General features: G+C 42.4%; 21 protein-coding genes. 2 read left to right on the top strand and 19 right to left on the bottom strand.

The window, feature by feature from the left end; translation table 11 throughout:
* Nucleotides 1-316: 316 nt before the first annotated feature.
* The 4 genes from dnaB to BLT_RS0100175 all read right to left on the bottom strand — a co-directional run bounded on the left by dnaB (nucleotide 317) and on the right by BLT_RS0100175 (nucleotide 5165).
* The gene (gene dnaB, locus BLT_RS0100190; RefSeq protein WP_017725823.1) at nucleotides 317-1681 is read right to left on the bottom strand and encodes a replicative DNA helicase; all 1365 of its coding nucleotides are present in this window, start codon (nucleotides 1679-1681) and stop codon (nucleotides 317-319) included.
* A gap of 113 nt (nucleotides 1682-1794) precedes the next feature.
* Nucleotides 1795-2241, bottom strand: a complete 447-nt coding sequence (rplI, locus tag BLT_RS0100185) for a 50S ribosomal protein L9 (protein WP_017725822.1) — start codon at nucleotides 2239-2241, stop codon at nucleotides 1795-1797.
* A 1-nt stretch (nucleotide 2242) separates the two neighbouring features.
* Nucleotides 2243-4207: a DHH family phosphoesterase gene (locus BLT_RS0100180; RefSeq protein WP_017725821.1), complete on the bottom strand. Its 1965-nt coding sequence runs from the start codon at nucleotides 4205-4207 to the stop codon at nucleotides 2243-2245.
* A 19-nt stretch (nucleotides 4208-4226) separates the two neighbouring features.
* Complete coding sequence (locus tag BLT_RS0100175) at nucleotides 4227-5165, bottom strand: YybS family protein (RefSeq protein ID WP_017725820.1); 939 nt, start codon at nucleotides 5163-5165, stop codon at nucleotides 4227-4229.
* 504 nt (nucleotides 5166-5669) lie between these two features.
* Between BLT_RS0100175 and BLT_RS23905 the strand changes: the two genes are divergently transcribed.
* A complete protein-coding gene (locus tag BLT_RS23905; RefSeq protein WP_161603231.1) occupies nucleotides 5670-5831 on the top strand; it encodes a hypothetical protein in 162 nt (53 codons plus the stop codon).
* A gap of 285 nt (nucleotides 5832-6116) precedes the next feature.
* On the opposite strand, the gene rpsR is transcribed toward BLT_RS23905, so the two are convergent.
* From rpsR to BLT_RS0100140, 6 genes are all read right to left on the bottom strand, one after another.
* Nucleotides 6117-6350 carry a 30S ribosomal protein S18 gene (gene rpsR, locus BLT_RS0100165; RefSeq protein ID WP_017725818.1) on the bottom strand — a complete coding sequence of 78 codons (234 nt, stop codon included), beginning with the start codon at nucleotides 6348-6350 and terminating at the stop codon, nucleotides 6117-6119.
* 69 nt (nucleotides 6351-6419) lie between these two features.
* Nucleotides 6420-6905 carry a single-stranded DNA-binding protein gene (ssb, locus tag BLT_RS0100160; protein WP_017725817.1) on the bottom strand — a complete coding sequence of 162 codons (486 nt, stop codon included), beginning with the start codon at nucleotides 6903-6905 and terminating at the stop codon, nucleotides 6420-6422.
* Nucleotides 6906-6929: 24 nt separating this feature from the next.
* On the bottom strand, nucleotides 6930-7217 hold the full coding sequence (gene rpsF, locus BLT_RS0100155; protein ID WP_017725816.1) for a 30S ribosomal protein S6: 288 nt from the start codon (nucleotides 7215-7217) through the stop codon (nucleotides 6930-6932).
* A 159-nt stretch (nucleotides 7218-7376) separates the two neighbouring features.
* The gene (gene ychF, locus BLT_RS0100150) at nucleotides 7377-8477 is read right to left on the bottom strand and encodes a redox-regulated ATPase YchF (RefSeq protein WP_017725815.1); all 1101 of its coding nucleotides are present in this window, start codon (nucleotides 8475-8477) and stop codon (nucleotides 7377-7379) included.
* A 142-nt stretch (nucleotides 8478-8619) separates the two neighbouring features.
* Nucleotides 8620-8817, bottom strand: a complete 198-nt coding sequence (locus tag BLT_RS0100145) for a DUF951 domain-containing protein (RefSeq protein WP_017725814.1) — start codon at nucleotides 8815-8817, stop codon at nucleotides 8620-8622.
* Nucleotides 8818-8909: 92 nt separating this feature from the next.
* Complete coding sequence (locus tag BLT_RS0100140) at nucleotides 8910-9929, bottom strand: YkvI family membrane protein (protein ID WP_017725813.1); 1020 nt, start codon at nucleotides 9927-9929, stop codon at nucleotides 8910-8912.
* 157 nt (nucleotides 9930-10086) lie between these two features.
* Here BLT_RS0100140 and yyaC point away from each other — a divergent pair, with 157 nt between their 5' ends.
* Complete coding sequence (gene yyaC / locus BLT_RS0100135) at nucleotides 10087-10734, top strand: spore protease YyaC (protein ID WP_017725812.1); 648 nt, start codon at nucleotides 10087-10089, stop codon at nucleotides 10732-10734.
* Between the two features lie 139 nt (nucleotides 10735-10873).
* Here yyaC and BLT_RS0100130 read toward each other — a convergent pair whose 3' ends face one another.
* From BLT_RS0100130 to BLT_RS0100090, 9 genes are all read right to left on the bottom strand, one after another.
* A complete protein-coding gene (locus tag BLT_RS0100130) occupies nucleotides 10874-11599 on the bottom strand; it encodes a DUF554 domain-containing protein (protein ID WP_017725811.1) in 726 nt (241 codons plus the stop codon).
* 18 nt (nucleotides 11600-11617) lie between these two features.
* Entirely contained in the window at nucleotides 11618-12769 is a 1152-nt protein-coding gene (locus BLT_RS0100125; RefSeq protein WP_017725810.1) for an aminotransferase class V-fold PLP-dependent enzyme, read from the bottom strand.
* A 79-nt stretch (nucleotides 12770-12848) separates the two neighbouring features.
* Nucleotides 12849-13718, bottom strand: coding sequence for a ParB/RepB/Spo0J family partition protein (locus BLT_RS0100120; RefSeq protein WP_017725809.1), 870 nt, complete (start codon nucleotides 13716-13718; stop codon nucleotides 12849-12851).
* A complete protein-coding gene (locus tag BLT_RS0100115; protein ID WP_035425234.1) occupies nucleotides 13711-14472 on the bottom strand; it encodes a ParA family protein in 762 nt (253 codons plus the stop codon). The genes BLT_RS0100120 and BLT_RS0100115 overlap by 8 nt, the downstream gene beginning before the upstream one ends.
* Nucleotides 14473-14593: 121 nt before the next feature.
* On the bottom strand, nucleotides 14594-15436 hold the full coding sequence (noc, locus tag BLT_RS0100110; RefSeq protein WP_017725807.1) for a nucleoid occlusion protein: 843 nt from the start codon (nucleotides 15434-15436) through the stop codon (nucleotides 14594-14596).
* 378 nt (nucleotides 15437-15814) lie between these two features.
* Nucleotides 15815-16528 carry a 16S rRNA (guanine(527)-N(7))-methyltransferase RsmG gene (rsmG, locus tag BLT_RS0100105; protein WP_017725806.1) on the bottom strand — a complete coding sequence of 238 codons (714 nt, stop codon included), beginning with the start codon at nucleotides 16526-16528 and terminating at the stop codon, nucleotides 15815-15817.
* A 12-nt stretch (nucleotides 16529-16540) separates the two neighbouring features.
* Entirely contained in the window at nucleotides 16541-18439 is a 1899-nt protein-coding gene (gene mnmG / locus BLT_RS0100100) for a tRNA uridine-5-carboxymethylaminomethyl(34) synthesis enzyme MnmG (protein ID WP_017725805.1), read from the bottom strand.
* Between the two features lie 26 nt (nucleotides 18440-18465).
* On the bottom strand, nucleotides 18466-19842 hold the full coding sequence (gene mnmE / locus BLT_RS0100095) for a tRNA uridine-5-carboxymethylaminomethyl(34) synthesis GTPase MnmE (protein ID WP_017725804.1): 1377 nt from the start codon (nucleotides 19840-19842) through the stop codon (nucleotides 18466-18468).
* A 335-nt stretch (nucleotides 19843-20177) separates the two neighbouring features.
* Entirely contained in the window at nucleotides 20178-21359 is a 1182-nt protein-coding gene (locus tag BLT_RS0100090; RefSeq protein ID WP_017725803.1) for an iron-containing alcohol dehydrogenase, read from the bottom strand.
* Between the last annotated feature and the right edge of the window lie 10 nt (nucleotides 21360-21369).

The raw sequence follows: 21369 nt of genomic DNA, 5'->3' as shown, positions 1-21369 counted from the left end.
TGCGCCAGCGTCAATAAAACACGAACAATACTAATAGTCTATTTATCTTTTGTTCGTACTATTGTTGCCGATTGTCCCCTTTATAGAATCCTTTAACCATTGTGAGAAACAAACGCTCATAAGGACATAGCAGCTCACTAAAGCCTTCTCATGATATTTTTAATAAGAAAGCGTAAGGCGTTGGAGCCAAACGTTTTTGTATTTCAGCATTAAAAACAACTTCCCTGCTAAGTTTATTTGAACATCTAACAGAGAGATCGCTTTGACATGCTGTTCTTTCTTACCTTTTAAAAAGGCTAACCTCGGCAAAGAGAGGTTAGCCAGCTGGTGGCATGTCCCGTTCGTCATGCCGGCGATCTAAATTCACAAATTTGTTATATTCTTTTACAAAAGCAAGCTCCACGGTTCCGACAGGGCCATTCCGCTGCTTGGCAATAATGATTTCAATAATGTTTTGATTTTCTGTTTCTTTGTCATAGTAATCATCACGATATAAAAATGCTACAATATCAGCGTCTTGCTCAATACTTCCTGACTCACGAATATCTGACATCATCGGACGCTTATCCTGACGAGATTCAACACCACGGGATAGCTGAGATAGGGCAATGACAGGCACCTCTAATTCACGAGCCAAGCCTTTCAGTGAGCGGGAGATTTCAGATACTTCCTGCTGACGGTTTTCACCACTGCGTCCACTTCCTTGGATGAGCTGTAAATAGTCGATTAATACCATCCCTAGACCCTGCTCTTGCTTGAGACGACGGCATTTCGCCCGAATCTCATTCACTTTAATACCAGGGGTGTCATCAATGTAAATGCCTGCCCTTGCGAGACTCCCCATTGCCATCGTCAGCTTTTGCCAATCCTCAGCATTCAAAGCCCCTGTTCGCATACGCTGGGCATCGATGTTTCCTTCCGCACACAGCATCCGTTGAACAAGCTGGCTCGCCCCCATCTCAAGACTAAAAATCGCCACATTTTCACTCGTTTTCGTCGCCACATTTTGAGCAATGTTCAATGCAAAGGCGGTTTTACCAACGGAAGGACGGGCTGCAACAATAATTAAATCATTTCGTTGGAACCCTGCCGTCATTCGGTCAAGCTCAATAAATCCAGTTGGAATACCGGTGATATCCCCTTTATTATTTTGCAGCATCTCGATCTTGTCATACGTTTCAACGAGTACATCTTTAATTGAGACAAAGGCACTCGTATTTTTTCGCTGTGACACATCAAGAATCGTCTTCTCTGCTTCATCTAAGATGGCATCCACTTCTTCTTCACTCGTGTAGCCTTCAGCGGCAATATTCGTTGCAACGCGGATCAGCCGGCGAAGCAACGATTTTTCCTCAACAATTCGGCTGTAATACTCAACATTTGCTGCTGTTGGAACAGAATTAGCCAAGTCTCCTAAATAAGAGACGCCTCCTACATCGTCAAGTGCCTTCCGATCCTGAAGCTCTGCGGTGACCGTGACAAGATCGACGGGTTCACCTTTCTCTGCTAAATCAAGCATCACTTGATAGATTCGTTGATGAGCAGCACGGTAAAAATCTTCAGGAATGAGTCGTTCTGAGGCTGTGACAAGAGCATGTTCCTCTAAAAAAATCGCACCGAGAACCGCTTGCTCCGCTTCAATATTTTGGGGTGGTGTCCGGTCTGCAAATAAATCACTCATTATGTGCCTCTCCTCTCCACTCGAGACAGTGCTCCGCATGTCTCTTAGGACAAAACGAACTCCCTACCATGCCCGGTTGAACGTGATAAGGAGTGATTTTCATGCAATGTCCTTTACTCTCCCTCGACAACGTGTACTTTGACAGTCGCCACGACATCTGGGTGAATTTTTATCGGAACGTTCGTGTAACCGAGAGAACGAATCGGATCATCAAGCAAAATTTTTCGTTTGTCTACTTTTTTACCTAGCTTGTTCAGCGCTTCAACGATTTGTTTCGTCGAAATGGCTCCGAAAAGACGTCCCCCTTCACCTGATTTTGCTTTAATTTCAACCGTCAGGCTCTCTAGCTCTTCTTTGTATTTTTTCGCATCTTCAAACGCTTCTTCTGCTTTCTTTTGTTCGCTTTTCTTTTGTGCTTCTAAATTTTTGACATTGCCTGAGGTTGCTTCCTTCGCTAAGTTATTCGGAAACAAATAATTTCTTGCATACCCATCTGGTACGTTTTTAACTTCGCCTTTTTTACCCTTCCCTTTTACATTCTCTAGAAAAATGACCTTCATCTTAATTTCCCCCTTCAAGAAACTGATCAATCACTTCTTTCAGCCGCTTTTCTGCTTCCTCAACAGAAGATCCTTCAAGCTGGGTGGCTGCATTGGTAAGATGCCCACCACCATCTAATTTTTCCATAATTAACTGAACGTTCACTTCCCCGAGGGAGCGAGCCGAAATACTTACCATGCCATCCTGCCGTCTTGAGATCACAAAGGATGCCACGACGTCTTTCATGGTTAACAAGGTGTCGGCTGCTTGGGCAATCAATACTTGGCTGATCATATCCTCATCATCCGCTTTTGCAATGGCGAGACCCTCTCGATAAATTTCTGCACTCTCAACGAGTTTAGCACGTTTGACATAATGATCAAGATCCTCTTTTAGGAGCTTTTGGACAAGGACGGTATCGGCCCCATTTGACCGTAAAAACGAAGCAGCATCAAATGTGCGTGATCCCGTCCGAATCGCAAAGCTCTTCGTGTCGACAACCATTCCTGCTAAAAGGGCTGTCGCTTCTAAGCTATCCATTTTTAATTGTTTTGGTTGGTATTCAAGCAATTCCGTGACAAGCTCAGCCGTTGATGAAGCATAAGGCTCCATATAGACAAGCACGGGGTCTTCAATAAATTCCTCCCCACGTCGATGGTGGTCAAGGACGACGATTCGCTCTACTTGCTCTAATAGCTTTGGTTCCATGACGAGGCTAGGCTTATGGGTGTCAACAATGACAAGAAGGGTTTGCTCTGTGGCAAGCTCTTCTGCCTCTGCTGGGATAATAAATTGACTCCATAAATGATCGTGCTTTTCCACTTCCTCCATCAACTTCTGAACATCATGGTTCACGTCTTGTGGGTCAAGGACAACATAGCCTTCTTTCCCATTGACTTCAGCGATTTTTAAGACACCAATTGCTGCACCGATCGCATCCATATCGGGATGTTTATGCCCCATAATCATCACTTGATCACTTTCAAGAACGAAATCACGTAAGGCATGGGAAATGACCCTTGCACGGACTCTCGTTCGTTTCTCCATGGCGTTTGACTTCCCACCATAAAAACGAACCTTCCCGTTTTTCTGCTTGATCGCCACTTGGTCACCACCCCGACCTAAGGCTAAATCCAAGCTTGATTGAGCGAGAATACCAAGCTCTCGTAAAGAAGACTCTCCTACACCAACCCCCACACTTAAGGTGATTGGAATTTTTTCCTTCCCTGTAACCTCTTTTATTTCATCTAAAATATCAAAGCGCTCTCTCTCAATTTCCTCTAATGTTTTGTGATTCATCACAGCAATAAAGCGATCAGAAGCGGTTCGTCTTAAAAAGATATCCTTTTCAAAAGCCCAACGATTTAAGGTTGAAGTGACATGACTTAAAAGCTTACTTCGAACTTGATCTTCCATCCCTTGCGTCACATCATCATAATTATCAAGGAAGATAATGGCCAAAACGGTTTGAGTCTCTTCATAGAGAGCTTTGATTTCCTCATTCTCAGTAACATCAAAGAAATAAATAAGTCGCTCATCGGGCTTGAACAATACATGAAAGTAGTAGTCATTCATAAAAATCGTATCATGCTCGAGCCCTTTTTCAAGGGCAGAAATAAGACTTGGTGAAATCTCATCCAGAGATCCGTCGATTTGGGCCTCTTTAATTTTTTCGTTTACATATGGGTTAAGCCATTGAATGGTGTACTCTTCGTTATAGAGAAGCATCCCAACTGGCAGCTTGGTAACAATTTCTTCCCCTGCTTTGTTCACCCGGTACGAGAGCGTGGAAATATACGCTTCCAAATCTTTTTCAAACGAAATGCGGGCCTGTACTGCGTAGATCGCTAATACTCCTAAGATAAAAAATCCAACAACCCCGATTTGCCATCTATAAAGCATAATCGTAATAAGAAACGACGTTGCGACGACAAACAGGGCGATGACGTGATAGCCATGCCATCGCTTCATCAAAAACTTTGGCATAATGTCAACTCCTACTTTCCTACTTTCCTCGGCTTTCTAGACGTTTACGTAAGTCAAAGCCTAAGTCAATAATCCCGAGAATTCGAACAAAAAAGAGCAATGGTGTAACAATCAAGCTCCCAATCAAAATGATAATTGGAAGGGCTTTTGAGAGTTGTTTTTGATGACAATAGAAAAAGATTACGGCAAATCCTTGAATCGTCATCACAACCTCAAGGATCGGAAATAAGTTCCAGATTGCAATATAAAGTGTGCTTCCTTCTTCCATGCCGACCATTGTTAAAATCACAACAATAAGATAATAGTAAAGAAAAGCCTTTGGAAAAGACCACGTTCGAACAGGCGGGAACGGTTGAACCTCATGCCTCAATCTCCGCAAGACCGGAACGGACACAAGCTGAGAAATGACTGCCAATACGATACCAACCATGATAATCATGACAGGGGCCATATAGACCATCAGATCAATGAGTTCATTCATTTGCTCAAGTGCTTCAGCTGGTTCTTGCCCCATACTTACAATAACCTGTTCCGCCGTTTCTACCGATTGCCGCATTGATTCCTGGGCAAAATCGAGCGGGTTCGCATCAAGAACGACGATGCTTCCTACAAAAAAGATCAGCATCCATGCGATATAGGTTAAGCTTCCCCCTAACAATACAGCAAGTGGACTCTTTTCTCGACGGTAAAGCTCTCCAATCACAATCCCTGCCGTGCCAAACATAAAGACTGGAAGCAGGGCTAGCAGCCCACCAATCATAAAGCTGACCCCAAAAGCAGCAAACCATAAAAGAATTGCCTGCTTTAAGCTGTGTCGAAGCGTATAAATAATAAATGGTAATGGTAACAGCCAGACCGTCACCATACTGATAAATGGCATGTATAGAGTTAAAAATAAAAGAATTGCAAACAGAGCAGCGATGATCGCCCCTTCTGTTAGAGCTCGTGTTCGCTTCACACTTTCACCTCTTTTTACGTTCAAGCACATGTAAAAAACAATCAGATTGATTCCACAGAACAAGCGTTTTTAGATTTTCCCATATCCTTGTCTATTTTAGCGTAATTATTAATAAAATTAAAGCTTCGCCTCCAACGTGAGCGACCCTCCCTACGAATTGTACCATCCTCTTTTTTTCAACATCTGCTGATAAAAAGGAAGAAATAGCTGGATTAACCCCTTTTGATGAAGGGCTTTCATTTTAACCAACGAATCATTTTTCATATTTTCTCCTCTAACCACCTAGCTACTCCTCCACCTTTTAAAAAAGATAAACCTTTTTCCATCATACTACACTGCACATATTGTCTCTCTTATCACTATATGTATCACTCATTGATCGTTATGTACCTTTGAATAACAAATAGGATTGTTTTATGATCCATTCAACGGGTAAGTGAGAAGGTTACGAACGTCACCAATTCGGTTCAAGCTATGAGCCAAATGAGTGCAAAGGTTGGCCCATTGGTTAAAGAAGTGAACACGGTGGCTGAAAAATCCGTAGAAAGCACACATGAAAGCTCTCAGCGTCTCAACAACAATTTGCCACAATGGAAGAAGCTGACACCTCAACTGAAACCTTATCAAGCCTTGCAGAACAGCTTCAGGACGATTCCAAGTATCTAACTCATAAGAAACAGATATAATTTCGCAAGCGCCTTGGTCAGTCGCAACAAGTACTGGAAGCCTGTCAACGTGTTTCTAGGTTGTAGGATTGAACACAACAGATTTCTTTCCATTAGAAGAAAACACTTTCTCTATTCTTAAAGAATATCCCCACCTGTTTCAACATTAAAGGGCTTTTATTCCTAGTTCAGTATAGACGGGACTATACCCTCCAACTTATTAAGTGATTATTTTAAATTATAGTATAAAAAAAGACACAGTGATAAACACTGTGTCTCATTCATATTAATTAACTTCGTTAACATACGGCAATAAAGCAATTTGACGAGCACGCTTGATTGCGATTGTTAATTGACGTTGGTATTTTGCAGATGTTCCCGTTACACGGCGAGGAAGAATTTTTCCACGCTCAGAGATGAAACGCTTAAGCAAATCTATATCTTTGTAATCGATTTTCTCGATTTTGTTAACTGTAAAGTAACAAACCTTACGACGCTTTGGACGACCACGACGAGCCATTTGACAGCACTCCTTTCTATGTCAATTTTTTATACGTTCAAATAGATTGTTCATTCAAAGAGGAAGGGTCTAGAATGGTAAATCATCATCAGATATGTCAATCGGTTTGCCGTCATTTGCAAACGGATCATCATTAAATCCACCTGATGATTGGCGATTTGGTTGACCGTAATTGTTGCCACCTGGATTTGAACCACCAAGGTAATCGTTGTTGCCTCCACCTTGGTTGCTTGAGCCACGCGGTTCAAGGAATTGAACACTTTCAGCAACGATTTCGGTTATAAAGACACGTTTGCCCTCATTATTATCATAGCTGCGTGTTTGCACACGGCCATCGACACCAGCAAGACTTCCCTTTTTCAAAAAGTTTGCTACATTTTCCGCCTGCTTGCGCCACACGACACAGTTAATGAAATCTGCCTCGCGTTCCCCTTGCTGATTGGAAAATGTACGATTTACGGCAAGCGTGAAATTGGCTACTGCCACCCCATTCGGCGTATAGCGCAATTCTGGATCGCGTGTTAATCGGCCGACAAGTACAACTCGGTTTAGCATTCGGTCCCCTCCCACATCATTTCATTATTCTTCCTCTTTTGTAATAAGAACACGAATAACGTTATCGTTAATCTTGATCAAACGATTGAATTCCGCAATCGCTTCAGGGCTAGCATTAACGTTAAGAAGAACATAGTAGCCTTCACGGTACTTGTTAATCTCATACGCTAAACGACGTTTACCCATTTCCTCAACCTTTTCAATCTCAGCACCATTGTTGGTAAGAACCCCATTGTAACGTTCAATAAGCTCTTTGTTCGCTGATTCTTCTAGGTTTGGAGCGATAATGTACATAATTTCGTACTTACGCATTCCGGTCACCTCCTTTTGGTCTAAACGGCTCCGCGATGGAGCAAGGAGCAAAATTATCATATAATAGAGTCATTTTACTCACATTTTCACATTATAACAGAATGGCTTGGCCAAAACAAGGGGCTTCCCCTCATTCGCCAAGCCATGTCAGACATCTCTTTACACATTAAAACGGAAGTGAATGACGTCTCCATCTTGGACAACGTAGTCCTTTCCTTCCAAACGTACTTTTCCTTTTTCTTTTGCTTGTGCCATTGAACCAGCCGCAACTAAATCTTCATATGAAACGACTTCTGCACGAATAAATCCACGTTCAAAATCTGAATGAATGATCCCTGCTGCTTGCGGAGCTTTCGTGCCACGGCGGTAGGTCCAAGCACGTACTTCTTGCACACCTGCTGTAAAGTAGGTTTCTAAGCCAAGAAGCTGATAAGCGGCACGAATCAATTGATCAAGACCTGATTCTTTAATACCAAGCTCTTCTAAGAACATCTGTTTTTCATCGCCGTCTAGCTCCGAGATTTCAGCCTCGATTTTTGCACAAACGACAATGACTTCACTATTTTCCTCTGCAGCAAATGCTTTGACCTTGGCAACATATTCATTGTTCTCTGGAGCAAGTAATTCCTCTTCGCTTACATTCGCAACATAGAGAACAGGCTTACTTGTAAGCAAATGAAGCTGCTTAACGATTTTTTCTTGGTCATCACTAAATTCAACACTACGAGCAGGCTTTTCATTTTCAAATGCCTCTTTAAGCTTTTCTAACACAGTCAGCTCAGCAAGGGCATCCTTATCCTTCGCTTTCGCTAGCTTTGCAACCCGTGTTAACCGCTTTTCAACCGATTCGAGGTCAGCAAGGATCAATTCTAAATTAATCACTTCAATGTCGCGAATCGGGTTCACGCTCCCTGAGACATGGGTAATATTTTCATCTGCAAAACAACGAACCACATGGGAAATTGCATCAACTTGTCGAATATGGGATAAAAATTGATTACCCAGCCCTTCCCCTTTGCTTGCACCTTCTACAATTCCTGCAATATCCGTAAATTCAAACGCAGTCGGCACCGTTTTTTTCGGTTCTACGAGCTCGGTTAATGTTTGTAAGCGGTGGTCAGGCACCTCTACAATTCCTACGTTGGGATCGATCGTACAAAACGGGTAGTTAGCTGATTCAGCACCCGCTTGTGTAATTGCATTAAATAATGTTGACTTTCCTACATTGGGCAATCCGACAATACCTGTTGTTAACGCCATTTAAGGCTCACTTCCTTTATCCTTTATCTCATCATTCGTTCTTTGCTTCTTCTGTTTGCATCCCTTCCAATTATAGAGACACTACCTGAAAAAAACAAGGCAATGGTGCGGATTGACTCCTTCACAGCCATTGCCTTGCTCTTTATTTTTCTTCTGTATGTTCAAGTACTTTTTTCAGCTTCCTTTCAAACTCCCTGCGAGGGATCATTACGCTATGTTGACAGCCAGTACATTTGATGCGAATGTCCATCCCCATGCGAATAATTTTCCAGCGATTCGTGCCGCATGGGTGAGGTTTTTTCATTTCAACGATATCATTCAACACAAATTCCTTTTCCATCGTCACTCATGCCCCCTCTTAATCCTGATGCAAATCTAGTTAGTACATATTATACATGATTTTCTGAGGAAAAGAAAAAGCCTTGGTTGGCGCTATTTCACAAGTCTGTGATTCATGATTGGATAGAGCAAAATCGCGGAAAATACGTATAAATTAAGAATGCCATACAATGGGTAAAGGACAGCAATAAGTGTCGAAAAACCAAACAATGTTAAGGGGGCCATGCTTCCTAGCAAAAAAAGAGCAATGACCCAAGGCGGCCAATTGACATAAATACGTACCCTTGATAGCAAACCAAATACCCCAGCAGCTGCAGTCGTATAAATGGCAAGCCACAGCAGGACGGTCATCACCAGCACCATAAAATACGGATAATGCTTCAAAATGGCAAACAACGGAATTTCATACAGCATTAACTCCCCCGCTACTTGAAGAAGTGACTCGTTATATAAAAAGGAAACTCCACCTAATACGACGCCGCTGCCAATGCTTGCAATCCAGATCTCCCCTTTATGGTGAATGTGATTTCCGACCGCTCCAAGCACAGCGATGAGGGGCAATATATTAAGAGCGGTAAAGGTTAAAGCAGATGGCCAATTTGATTGCTCGTTCAAATGAAATTCGATCGGAAATCCTTTTAATGATTGAAAGGAAAGAAGGACCCCTAGCAAGCATGCGATTAATATGGGCGTCAGGATGGCATTGACAGAGGTCATCCCATTTGTCCCCCAAACAAAGAGAAGCACAACAAGACTGATCAACATAGCGACACCATACCAGTAAGGGATATGGATCACTTCAAGCGTTGCTCCCCCTCCTGCAATCATAACCACCGTCGTTGTGAAAAGATAAAGAAAAATCATTAAGTCATAGACACTGGTCAACCGCTTTCCTATTAACGATTGAAGAACAGGGAGGTAGTGCGTTGATTTATGATTATAGCTAATGAACATAATGACCGTACAACAAATGATAAACATAATGGCAAAAAGGAAGATAGCTAGTCCGCTTTCAGCCCCAAAAAATTCCCATAATTCTCGCCCTGACGCATATCCTGCTCCGATCATTGTTCCAGTAATGAGAAACATCCATTTGAATCCATTTAGCCACATTTGCCCCGTCTTCCCTTCTTAATAAACTATTTACAAGCCACACCTAGCCTTGCGTCGCTTCTTTTTTCATAACCAAAAGCGCTTCCCTTCATTTCAGATGTATAGAAAGGAAAAAATATCCGTATACTGTTACTACTATGGCAAAGGAGCTTATGATATGAATGGAAACAATCGTCTGTTCTCTAAGAAGCGCCCCCCTTTTCGAATTCATATGGACGAACCTGACGTACAGAGCCTATTAGCTGAAGAACTCGTTCAATATTTTCATTCATATGAGCATCGAGAGCTTGTGGTGATTTGTATTGGTACCGACCGCTCGACCGGTGATGCGCTCGGTCCACTTGTAGGTTCAAAATTAGAAGAAGCATCATTAGGACGTTTTCATGTATACGGTACACTTTCAAATCCGATCCATGCCGTAAATTTAGAAGAGCGCTTCTCAGCGATTTTACAAACATATCGACGTCCTTATGTTCTTGCAATCGATGCATGCCTTGGGCGCTTGAATAGTGTTGGAAAGGTTGTCCTTGCTGATGGTCCCGTTCAACCAGGGGCTGCTGTTAATAAAAAGCTTCCTCCTGTTGGTGATATCCACATGACGGGAATTGTTAACATTGCTGGCATGATGGAATATTTTATGTTGCAAAACACACGGCTTCATACGGTGATGCAATTAGCAGAGATCATTGCTGGTTCCATTCAAAAGGTCGACCAGCAACTACCAAACGACAAGCCCGTCCACCCATTGCTACACACTCTAAAGCCACAACTTCTGTTCCGAGCAAAAAAAGAAACTCATCCATGAGAGACTCCTCCCAATTAATGAGTTTCTTTTTTAAAAGATAAAAGGTAAGCTGTCCAGTTCCAGGAAAGGTTGCTCAGCGTTACTTGACGGACTCGTGTCCATCCAAGTGGAAAGAAAGAGCCGCTCATACAGATTTTTATTATAAAATAAACGCAAGAATGGGCATCCAGTAATAGGAAACCGTCACAAAAATAGCGACAATGACGATACTTGGTAATAGATTAGCTACCCGAATGGTTATCACCCCTAGTAGGTTTAAACCGATCGCCACAATCATAATGCCCCCTGTTGCTGTTATTTCGGTAATAAAAAATGCCATTAACTCTTCAGGAATAAAACGATCAATTTGCATGGCAAACAAGGCGATACCACCTTGATACAACATAACCGGGATAGCCGAAAAAATAACACCAATTCCTAATGTGGACGTGAAAATAATCGCTGAAAAACCATCAAGCATCGCCTTTGTATAAAGAATGGAATGATCGCCTCTTAATCCGCTATCAAGGGCTCCCAAGATCGCCATCGCTCCTACGACATAGATTAATGTCGTCGTCACAAAAGCATTTGCCACTGTTCCCTTTTCCTCTGAGCCTAATTTCTTTTCAAGCCATTGACCAACAGCGTTTAATCGCGCTTCTAAACCGAGTCTTTCACCAATCAATCCACCGATGACAAGACTCCCAATGACAATAAGAAATTGCTCACTTTTTAGTCCCATTCCAATTCCTAGCATTAACACAGCAAGGGCAATCGCTTGCATGACTGTTACCTTTACTCGCTTTGGAATGTTGCGTACAAGTAAACCAATAAGAGCAGCAAAAATGATCGCAAGCCCATTAACAATCGTTCCAAGTAAAACCATCTTCTATGCGCCTCGTTTCTAGTAAAAAGCCTGTTCAATTTCTCCAAGGGCGGTCAAAAGCGTGTCCACTTCTTCAGCCGTATTGTAGGGACCAAAGCTGACACGAACTAGTCCTGTCTCTGAGGTTTGTAGCGTATCATGAGCAAGCGGAGCACAATGAAGTCCAGCACGTACAGCAATTTGATAATGCTCATCCAAGATCGTTGCAACTTCATGGCTATCAAGTCCCTCCATTTGAAAGGAGACAACTCCCACTCGCTTCACCTCTAAAGAAGGTCCATATTCTTTTATGGAAGCCATTCCTTGAAGCCCTTGAAGAAACTGCTTTGTCAATTGCCACTCATGTTCATAAATATCATCAATGCCACGCTCAACAATATATTTTATCCCCGCATTGAGCCCGGCGATTCCAGGCGTATTTAATGTACCGCTTTCGTAGCGATCAGGCCATTGTGAAGGCTGGTCAATCAATTCAGAATAACTGCCAGTCCCCCCGTAGACAAGCGGTTTTAATTGAAAATCCTCCGCAACGATTAAAGCCCCAGTTCCCTGTGGACCTAATAACCCTTTATGACCAGCAAATGCTAGCATAGAAATGTTTGCATGGTCCATTTCGATCCGAAGCTTTCCAGCTGTTTGCGAAGCATCTAAAAGAAAAGGAACCTTTTTTGTTTTTGCAATCTTTCCTATCCGTTCAATATCAACAAACGCACCTGTAACATTTGAGCCATGAGAAACAACGAGAAGCCGTGTATTTCTCTTGAAAGCTTTTTCAATGGCTTCTACCTCAATTAAACCTGTTGAATTTGGTTCGACATAGCTGATCTCGATCCCTTGACGCTGACGTAGCTGCTCTAAAGGCCGTCTTACTGAATTATGTTCAAAAGATGTGCTTACCACATGGTCACCTTCCTGGAACGGAAATCCGAGCAAGGCTTGGTTTAATGCCATCGTTGCATTTTGATAAAACCACACATGCCTTTTACTTGGAGCATGAAAAAACGCCTTCAGCAGCTCCCGTGTTGATTCAATCATTTGGCTTGCTCTCGTTGCTAAAGCATGTCCCCCACGACCTGGATTGGCAGCATATTCATTAACAGCCTCAGCCATAGCATTTGCCACAGATGCTGGTTTTGGAAACGAAGAAGCTGCTTGATCAAAATAAATCACCTTCATTTCCTCCTTCCACTCTTTTATTCCTTTTGTTCCCTACACTTGAAAATGAAGCCACCATATCGGATGACTTCATTTAAGATGAAGGCTTATTATTTTCATTTTCTACAGCAAGAAGCTGTAAAATTCGTTCTAAATCTTCTTCTGAGAAAAAATCAATCTCAATTCTTCCTTTTTTCTTCCCTGTTTTAATCGAAACCGATGTTCCAAGCTTCGTTCGTAGAAAATCTTGTCTCTCTTGAAAAAACGGAGAAAGCTTTTTCTTTGTTGGTTTTGTTTCACGTGAAACACGTTCATTTGCTGTTTGGACAAGCTTTTCCACTTCTCTAACACTTAGTTTTTCTCGCAACACTTTTTCTAATAGGGGTGAAAACTTTTGTTTATCTTTTAGACCGAGCAACGCCCGTCCGTGACCCATGGAGAGTTTTCCGTCAGATATAAATTGCTGCACATTGCTTGGAAGCTGGAGCAAGCGAATATGATTGGCAATATGGGGGCGACTTTTTCCTAAGCGATAAGCTAGCTGCTCTTGAGTTATGTTCAAATGCGTCATTAACTTCTCATATGCCAGTGCTTCTTCAATCGGGTTTAGATCTTCTCGTTGTAAATTTTCAATTAAAGCAAGCTCCATCATCTTTTCTTCGTTAAGCTCACGAACGACAACAGGTACTTTTTTCAAACCCGCTTCCTTCGCTGCCCGGTAACGTCGTTCTCCCACGACAATCTCGTACCCTTTAATACTTTTCCGAACGACGATGGGCTGAAGAATACCATGCTGCTTAATCGAGTCAGTCAACTCAGCAATAGCTTTTTCAGAAAAGGTTTTACGAGGCTGATACGGGTTCGGTCGAAGCTCACTTACCTTCACCTCTACGACATTTTCATTTTTATCATCAATCGAGTCAGGAAATAAAGCATTCAGTCCTTTGCCTAAGCCTCTAGCCACCGGCAACCACTTCCTTTGCTAAATCTAAATAGACTTCTGCCCCTCGTGACTTCGGGTCATAAATGATGATGGGCTCTCCGTGACTTGGGGCTTCGCCAAGTCGAACATTCCGTGGAATAATCGTTTTGAATACTTTTTCTCGGAAATATTTTTTCACTTCTTCAATCACTTGAATACCGAGATTCGTTCTTGCATCAAGCATTGTTAAGAGAACACCTTCAATCTCCAAATCAGTATTTAAATGTTTTTGCACAAGCCTTACCGTATTCAGTAGCTGGCTAAGACCTTCTAATGCGTAATACTCACATTGAACAGGAATAAGCACAGAGTCTGAAGCCGTAAGGGCATTTATCGTTAATAGACCAAGGGAAGGTGGACAATCAATTAAAATATAGTCGTAATTTGCTTCGATTTTTTCAAGCGCTCGCTTTAAGCGGACTTCCCGTGAAATGGTCGGTACCAGCTCAATTTCCGCCCCTGATAATTGAATCGTTGAAGGTAGAACATCTAGCTGTTCGACCTTTGTTGTCTGAATGACATCTTTTGCTTCCATGTCATCTACAAGCAAATCATAGATGCAATGATTGATGTCTCCTTTTTCAATCCCGACTCCACTTGTTGCATTTCCTTGTGGATCAATATCGACCAGTAATACTTTTTTTCCGATTAACGCCAAGCATGAACTAAGGTTCACAGCTGTTGTTGTCTTGCCGACGCCACCTTTCTGGTTCGCAATTGCAATCACTCTTGCCACGCTTCCACCAACTTTCCGTTCCAACATTCACAATTCGTTCTCTATTTTAACACAATTTTTGTACAAAGATTTTAGAAACTTATCGCCACACGATAAAAAATAATCTATCGTACTCGATAGATTATTTTTTCGGAATTCGAATTGTAAATTGATAAAAATCATCATTCTCTTCTTCGTCAGTATCAATATTTAGGCCGCTCTTCAATACCATATCAACCGATTGACGGATTGTGTTCATCGCAATCCTCATATCTTTTGAGTACGCTTTCCTTGTCGGCTTTTTCTTCGGCTGAGGTACTCCTTCAAGGAGTTGCTTCACCCGCTCTTCCGTTTGTTTTACATTCAGCCCTTTTTCAATGATTTCATCAAACATTTTCACTTGTAGCGATTCGTCCTTGATCGCCAGCAATGCTCTGGCATGTCGCTCTGAAATCTTCCGCTCTAAAATACCTTCTTGTACTTTTTCTGATAAATGAAGCAATCGTAATTTATTGGCAATTGTTGACTGTCCTTTTCCAAGACGTTGCGCCAAACTTTCTTGCGTTAATCCGTGAAGCTCGATCAATTTCGCGTAAGCAACCGCTTCCTCAATGGCTGTGAGTCCTTCCCGTTGCAGGTTTTCAATTAATGCCACCGATGCTGTTTGTGAATCATTGAATTCTTTAATAATCGCTGGGATATGCTCCCACCCCAATTTTGTGACAGCACGAAAACGGCGCTCCCCAGCGATGATTTCATACTTTCCATCTCGTTCACGAACGACAATTGGCTGAATAATTCCATGGGTACGAATCGTTTGCGCTAGCTCTTCAATTCGTTCGTCGTCAAAAATTGTCCGAGGCTGAAAACGATTTGGAACAATTTCCTTCATCGGCAGCTGCTTTACCTCATCATTTTTTGTTGTCTCTACGATCTCCTCTTGCTTATCTCCGAAGCCAAATAGGCGTGAAAACGGCTGCTTCATCGCCTGACACCACCTTTTGATAACTACCGTCTCTATACATTCACATTCGACATAATCAGTCCAGTTCCTTCTTTTCTACCTATGTCTTTTATATCCTCCATACCTATGTTCGTCAAGTGAAACTTACTAGGACATTCGTATTCCTTCCTTAACTTAAATGATTCTCATCTGCAAAAAGCTTCCTATTGTACACAAAAAAAAACGCAAGCGCCTTGTATATCGCGACACTAATACTAAAAAGCTGCCAATGACTCGCCGGTTTCAGGAAACCATTTACAGGAAAAAGCAATCTCGAACGGCTAGGCGCTTGAGCTTAACATCATCAAATGTATACTTTTTTTCCTTCTAAAAAAGGTAATGTTTCACGTGAAACATTACCTATAAAGGTTGTTTATTTGGAGTCCCTGGTTTTCTTGGGTATTTTTTGGGCGTCCCTTTTTCCTTTTTCATGATGAGAATATGCCGTTCGCTTTCCTCAATCGGCAGCTGAAAAGCATGAACGTCTTCAACTTGGGCACCTAACACTTGAAGTGCATGCTTAGCATCCGCAAGCTCTTCTTTCGCACCTGCCCCTTTCATCGCAACAAACGTCCCCCCTACTTTGACAAGTGGTAAGCAAAGCTCACTTAACACCGACATCCGGGCAACTGCACGAGCAATGACAAGATCGTACTGTTGACGATGTTCTTTTTTTTGACCAAAGGTTTCTGCACGATCATGGTAAAAGGCCACGCCTTTCAAGCCTAACGTATCAGCAAGATGCTGAAGAAACCCAATTCGTTTGTTCAGGGAATCAACGATGTTCACTTGAAGCTCAGGGAAAAGTATTTTTATTGGAATACTTGGAAACCCTGCCCCTGCCCCAACATCAATAAGATTCTTTATCGTTGAAAAATCATAAAAAAAACAGGCTGACACTGAATCATAAAAGTGTTTCAAGTATACGCCATCTTCATCGGTGATGGCAGTTAAATTCATTTTTTCGTTCCATTCAACAAGCAGCTGGAAATAGAGACGAAATTGCTCCAATTGTTGAGGAGAAAGGGAAAATCCCTTCTCACCCACCAACTGCTCAAACTGTGCTTTGCTCATCATTTCCCTCCATTAAACGGTTTTCCGGCCAACCTTCGCTAATCTGCCTTGTTCAATGTAGACGAGCAAAATCGAAATATCAGCAGGGTTGACGCCTGATACACGAGATGCTTGCCCGACTGACAATGGACGAACCTCACTAAGCTTTTGCTTTGCTTCTGTTGCCAAACCGTTAATGGCAAAGTAATCAAGGTCATGTGGAATTTTTTTGTCATTCATCTTTTGTGCCCGTTCGACCTGCTGCAGCTGTTTTTCGATATAGCCTTCATACTTCACTTGAATTTCAACTTGTTCTGCTACATCTTCATCAATTTTACTTTCTGCAGCCGGAATCACTTTTGCTACATCCCAATAGGTTAATTCAGGACGCTTTAACAAGAGCGATGCGCGGACTGCCTCTTGCAATGGAGCCGACTGCACATCGGCGAGTAATTGCTGGAGTTCATCAGACGGCTTGACAATGATCTTTTCAAGACGCTTTTTTTCTGCTGCGATTTTCGCTTTTTTCTCAACAAAACGGTCATACCGTTCTTGAGGGATTAAGCCAATCTCATATCCTTTTTCAGTTAGGCGCAAATCAGCGTTGTCATGACGGAGCAACAAACGATATTCGGCACGTGAGGTTAACAAACGATACGGCTCATTTGTCCCTTTTGTCACAAGGTCATCAATTAATACACCAATGTATGCTTCTGAACGATCAAGGATAACGCCCTCTTTTCCTTGTGCTTTACGTGCAGCGTTAATACCTGCCATAATCCCTTGACCTGCAGCCTCTTCATATCCTGATGTTCCATTGATTTGTCCAGCGGTAAAGAGGCCTTCTATCTTTTTCGTTTCAAGGGTTGGCCATAGCTGCGTTGGCACGATTGCGTCATATTCAATCGCATAGCCTGGACGCATCATCCGCACCTCTTCAAGGCCAGGAATTGACTTTAACACATCTAGCTGTACATCTTCAGGTAAGCTCGTTGACAAGCCTTGAACATATACTTCTGATGTATTTCGGCCTTCAGGCTCAAGGAAAATTTGATGCCGCGGCTTATCGTTAAAACGAACAATCTTGTCTTCAATCGATGGACAGTAGCGTGGGCCTGTCCCTTCAATCATGCCTGAGTACATCGGCGAGCGACCGAGATTGTTGTTAATAATTTGATGCGTTGACTCCGCCGTATAGGTTAACCAGCACGGAAGCTGATCGGTAATGTACTTTGTTGTTTCATAGGAGAAAGCACGTGGAACCTCATCCCCAGGCTGGATTTCTGTTTTCGAATAATCAATCGTCTCTCCGTTCACACGAGGAGGCGTTCCTGTTTTAAAACGCACCATCTCAAATCCAAGCTCTTGCAGGTGGTAGGAAAGGTTAATGGAAGGCTGCATATTGTTCGGCCCACTTTCATAAGCAAGCTCGCCAATAATAATTTTTCCACGTAAATACGTTCCTGTCGTAATAACGACAGCCTTAGCACGATACTCGGCCCCTGTATTCGTTATGACCCCTTTACAGACGCCATCTTCAATGATGAGACGTTCAACCATCCCTTGACGAAGTAGGAGATTTTCCTCTTCTTCAATCGTTTTTTTCATTTCATGTTGATACATAAACTTATCCGCTTGAGCACGAAGAGCACGTACAGCTGGGCCCTTCCCTGTATTCAGCATTCGCATTTGAATATGTGTTTTGTCAATGTTCCGTGCCATTTCTCCACCGAGGGCATCAATTTCCCGAACAACAATACCTTTTGCTGGACCACCAACAGATGGGTTACATGGCATGTACGCAACAGCATCTAAATTTAACGTAAGCATTAATGTGCTTGCTCCCATTCGAGCTGCTGCAAGCCCAGCTTCAACCCCTGCATGGCCAGCCCCAACAACTATGACGTCAAATTCGCCACCTTGATAGGCCATTTTTAAACCTCCATTCATCATTCGAATTACTTACCTAAACAAAACTGTGAAAACAATTGGTCAATCAAGCTTTCATGAACACTATCACCAATAATTTCGCCAAGCAGTTCCCATGTTCTAGTAACATCGATTTGCACCATATCGATCGGAACACCCATGTCAATGGCAGCAAGTGCATCTTCAATCGCCGTTTTTGCTTGCTCAAGCAACGCGATATGACGGGAATTTGAAACGTAGGTAACATCCCCACCTTCAAGGGACCCTTCAAAGAAAAGACCCGCAATCGCTTCCTCCAACTCATCCACGCCTTCATCATGGAGAAGGGAGGTTGTTATAATCGGGCGCCCTGCAGCTAGTTCTTTGACACGCTCAAGATTAATTTTTCGTTCAAGATCCGTTTTATTAACAATGATAATCGTATCCATTCCTTTAATTGCTTCAAATAACGCTTCATCTTCTTTTGAGAGCGGTTCCCCATGATTTAGCACGAGAAGAATAAGCTCTGCATCCTGTAACACTTGACGAGAGCGTTCAACCCCAATTCGTTCCACAATATCCTCTGTCTCACGAATCCCGGCTGTATCTAAAAGGCGAAGCGGTACACCCCGCACATTGACATATTCCTCAATCACATCACGGGTTGTCCCTGGAATATCTGTAACGATCGCTTTGTTTTCATGGACAAGACTATTTAATAAGGAAGATTTCCCAACATTCGGCCTGCCGATAATCACCGTGGATAATCCTTCACGTAAAATTTTCCCTTGAGCAGCCGTTGCGAGAAGCTGTTCAATTTCTTTTTTCACAAAGGTACCCCGCTCCTTTAACAAACCGTGGGTCATCGTCTCTGCATCATATTCTGGATAATCGATGTTCACTTCCACATGAGCAACCGTCTCAAGCAATGCCTGCCTAAGCTTTTGAATTTTATTTGATAATCGTCCTTCTACTTGTTTTAAGGCGACATTCATGGCACGGTCAGTTTTGGCCCGAATTAAATCAATCACCCCTTCGGCTTGGGATAAATCAATTCGACCATTTAAAAAGGCTCGTTTCGTGAACTCACCTGGCTCCGCAAGCCGCGCCCCATGATTTAAGACAACTTGTAGCACTCGGTTGACAGAAACGAGTCCACCGTGACAATTAATTTCCACTACATCTTCCCGGGTAAATGTCCGTGGTGCCCGCAACACAGAAACCATCACTTCATCCACCACATCGTCTGTTTTCGGGTTGACAACATGACCGTAGACGATTGTATGGCTCGGCACATCTGTGAGAGGTCTCTTTCCTTTGTATATCCGATTAGCAATTGTAATGGCTTCATCACCACTTAAGCGGACAATCCCTATGGCCCCTTCACCAAGAGCTGTTGAAATGGCGGCAATTGTATCAAATTCCATCGTTTTCACCTCTCTTCCTATTAAGTGTGAACCAATTTATAAAAAAGCATAACATTTCCATTCTAAAAACAAGGTAAATCCACACCAAAAAGCATATTTCCCTAAATAAATAGAATAGCATAGCCTAAAAAGAAAATCCATGACTCGGCACTAAAAGATTGTGTCAACCATTTGTGTGAGAAGTATTTTCTAGCCTACTACTTGTAAGCGGATTCGCATTTTTAGAATTCTCCTTCCTTTTTTCGTATTTTGGCAAGTCTTTCTCAAAAAAAAAAAAAACAAAAACAAAAACACCACTCAAGCTAGGAATGAGTGGTGTTTTGCTATATCTTGATCTATTTAGGTTCTGCGACTGCCCCAACAAAAGCAGATTGATAAATTTGTCGAATATCGTCTTCTAATAAAGGCAATGGACTTCTAGCTAAAATTCTCTTTTGCTTTACTCCATCTTGCGTTAAGCTCTCTAAAGCTGATGCTGGTATATCAAATCCAGCTAAAGTAGACGGAATACCAACATCCTTCACTAGTCTCTCTAGTTCCTCCACACATTTATAAGAGGCTTCTTCTTCAGATAAGTAGGTTGAATTTCCACCTAGGGCATTCAAAATATCTGCCATTCTCTTTGCACAGCTCTTACGAATATAGCCCATTACATATGGCAATAGAACCGCGTTCGACTCCCCATGAGAGATATGAAATTGTCCACCTAGCGGATATGCTAATGCATGAACACCAGCTACTCCAGCATTAAAGAAAGCAAGTCCAGCTAGATAACTACCATTACTCATATCAATACGAGCTTGCTTGTCACTTCCGTCTTCTACTGCCTTTCGAAGTGAACGTCCAATTAAACGAATTGCTTGCAGCGCTAAGCCATCTGTCGTTGGACTAGCATTTACTGAGATATATGCTTCTACAGCATGAGTCAATGCATCAATTCCCGTTGCAGCCGTAACTTTTGCAGGAACAGAAACCGTTAACTCTGGATCGACAATCGCAACATCAGCGAGTAAATAATCATGTGTAACCACATCTTTTGTTGTCTCTAATGACAGAACAGAAATATTCGTCACCTCTGAACCCGTTCCAGATGTAGTAGGAATGAGAATTTTTGGTAATCCTTTCTTTTCTACATTTTTCGTACCTGTTAAGTTTAAGTAGTCAACAGCAGGTCCCTCATGCACAGCCAAAACAGCTGCTAGCTTTGCTAAATCAAGCGCGCTTCCACCACCAACACCAATTACCATGTCAAACTGACCATTACGGGTAAAGGAGACAAGCTTCTCCCCCGTTTCCAAAGGAGGTTCAGGAACGACATCTGTATATAAAGTAACAGAATAACCTTCTGTTTCAAGCGGATCGGTGACGCGATCCGTCAGTCCAATTTGGGCTAACATCGGATCTGTAACGACAAGAATTTTCTTTGGATCATATTTTTCAACTTCAGGTAACAATTCCTTTAAAGAGCCCCATCCTGTATAGCTTAACGGAGCGAAAACTAACTTTGACACACTCATAGATTTCCCC

This window comes from Halalkalibacterium ligniniphilum (genome assembly GCF_000334155.1).
In the GTDB taxonomy this organism is placed as follows: Bacteria; Bacillota; Bacilli; order Bacillales; family Bacillaceae_D; genus Halalkalibacterium; species Halalkalibacterium ligniniphilum.
The sequence above is the reverse complement of the archived record's forward strand: the minus strand, read 5'-3'. Positions and strand labels throughout refer to the sequence as shown.

Bases quoted from the DNA above. Each gene is read 5' to 3' on its own strand.
- dnaB (WP_017725823.1), bottom strand. From the start codon at position 1,681: ATGAGTGATTTATTTGCAGACCGGACACCACCCCAAAATATTGAAGCG.
- rplI (WP_017725822.1), bottom strand. From the start codon at position 2,241: ATGAAGGTCATTTTTCTAGAGAATGTAAAAGGGAAGGGTAAAAAAGGC.
- BLT_RS0100180 (WP_017725821.1), bottom strand. From the start codon at position 4,207: ATGCCAAAGTTTTTGATGAAGCGATGGCATGGCTATCACGTCATCGCC.
- rpsR (WP_017725818.1), bottom strand. From the start codon at position 6,350: ATGGCTCGTCGTGGTCGTCCAAAGCGTCGTAAGGTTTGTTACTTTACA.
- ssb (WP_017725817.1), bottom strand. From the start codon at position 6,905: ATGCTAAACCGAGTTGTACTTGTCGGCCGATTAACACGCGATCCAGAA.
- rpsF (WP_017725816.1), bottom strand. From the start codon at position 7,217: ATGCGTAAGTACGAAATTATGTACATTATCGCTCCAAACCTAGAAGAA.
- ychF (WP_017725815.1), bottom strand. From the start codon at position 8,477: ATGGCGTTAACAACAGGTATTGTCGGATTGCCCAATGTAGGAAAGTCA.
- BLT_RS0100145 (WP_017725814.1), bottom strand. From the start codon at position 8,817: ATGGAAAAGGAATTTGTGTTGAATGATATCGTTGAAATGAAAAAACCT.
- BLT_RS0100140 (WP_017725813.1), bottom strand. From the start codon at position 9,929: ATGTGGCTAAATGGATTCAAATGGATGTTTCTCATTACTGGAACAATG.
- yyaC (WP_017725812.1), top strand. From the start codon at position 10,087: ATGAATGGAAACAATCGTCTGTTCTCTAAGAAGCGCCCCCCTTTTCGA.
- BLT_RS0100130 (WP_017725811.1), bottom strand. From the start codon at position 11,599: ATGGTTTTACTTGGAACGATTGTTAATGGGCTTGCGATCATTTTTGCT.
- noc (WP_017725807.1), bottom strand. From the start codon at position 15,436: ATGAAGCAGCCGTTTTCACGCCTATTTGGCTTCGGAGATAAGCAAGAG.
- rsmG (WP_017725806.1), bottom strand. From the start codon at position 16,528: ATGAGCAAAGCACAGTTTGAGCAGTTGGTGGGTGAGAAGGGATTTTCC.
- mnmG (WP_017725805.1), bottom strand. From the start codon at position 18,439: ATGGCCTATCAAGGTGGCGAATTTGACGTCATAGTTGTTGGGGCTGGC.
- mnmE (WP_017725804.1), bottom strand. From the start codon at position 19,842: ATGGAATTTGATACAATTGCCGCCATTTCAACAGCTCTTGGTGAAGGG.
- BLT_RS0100090 (WP_017725803.1), bottom strand. From the start codon at position 21,359: ATGAGTGTGTCAAAGTTAGTTTTCGCTCCGTTAAGCTATACAGGATGG.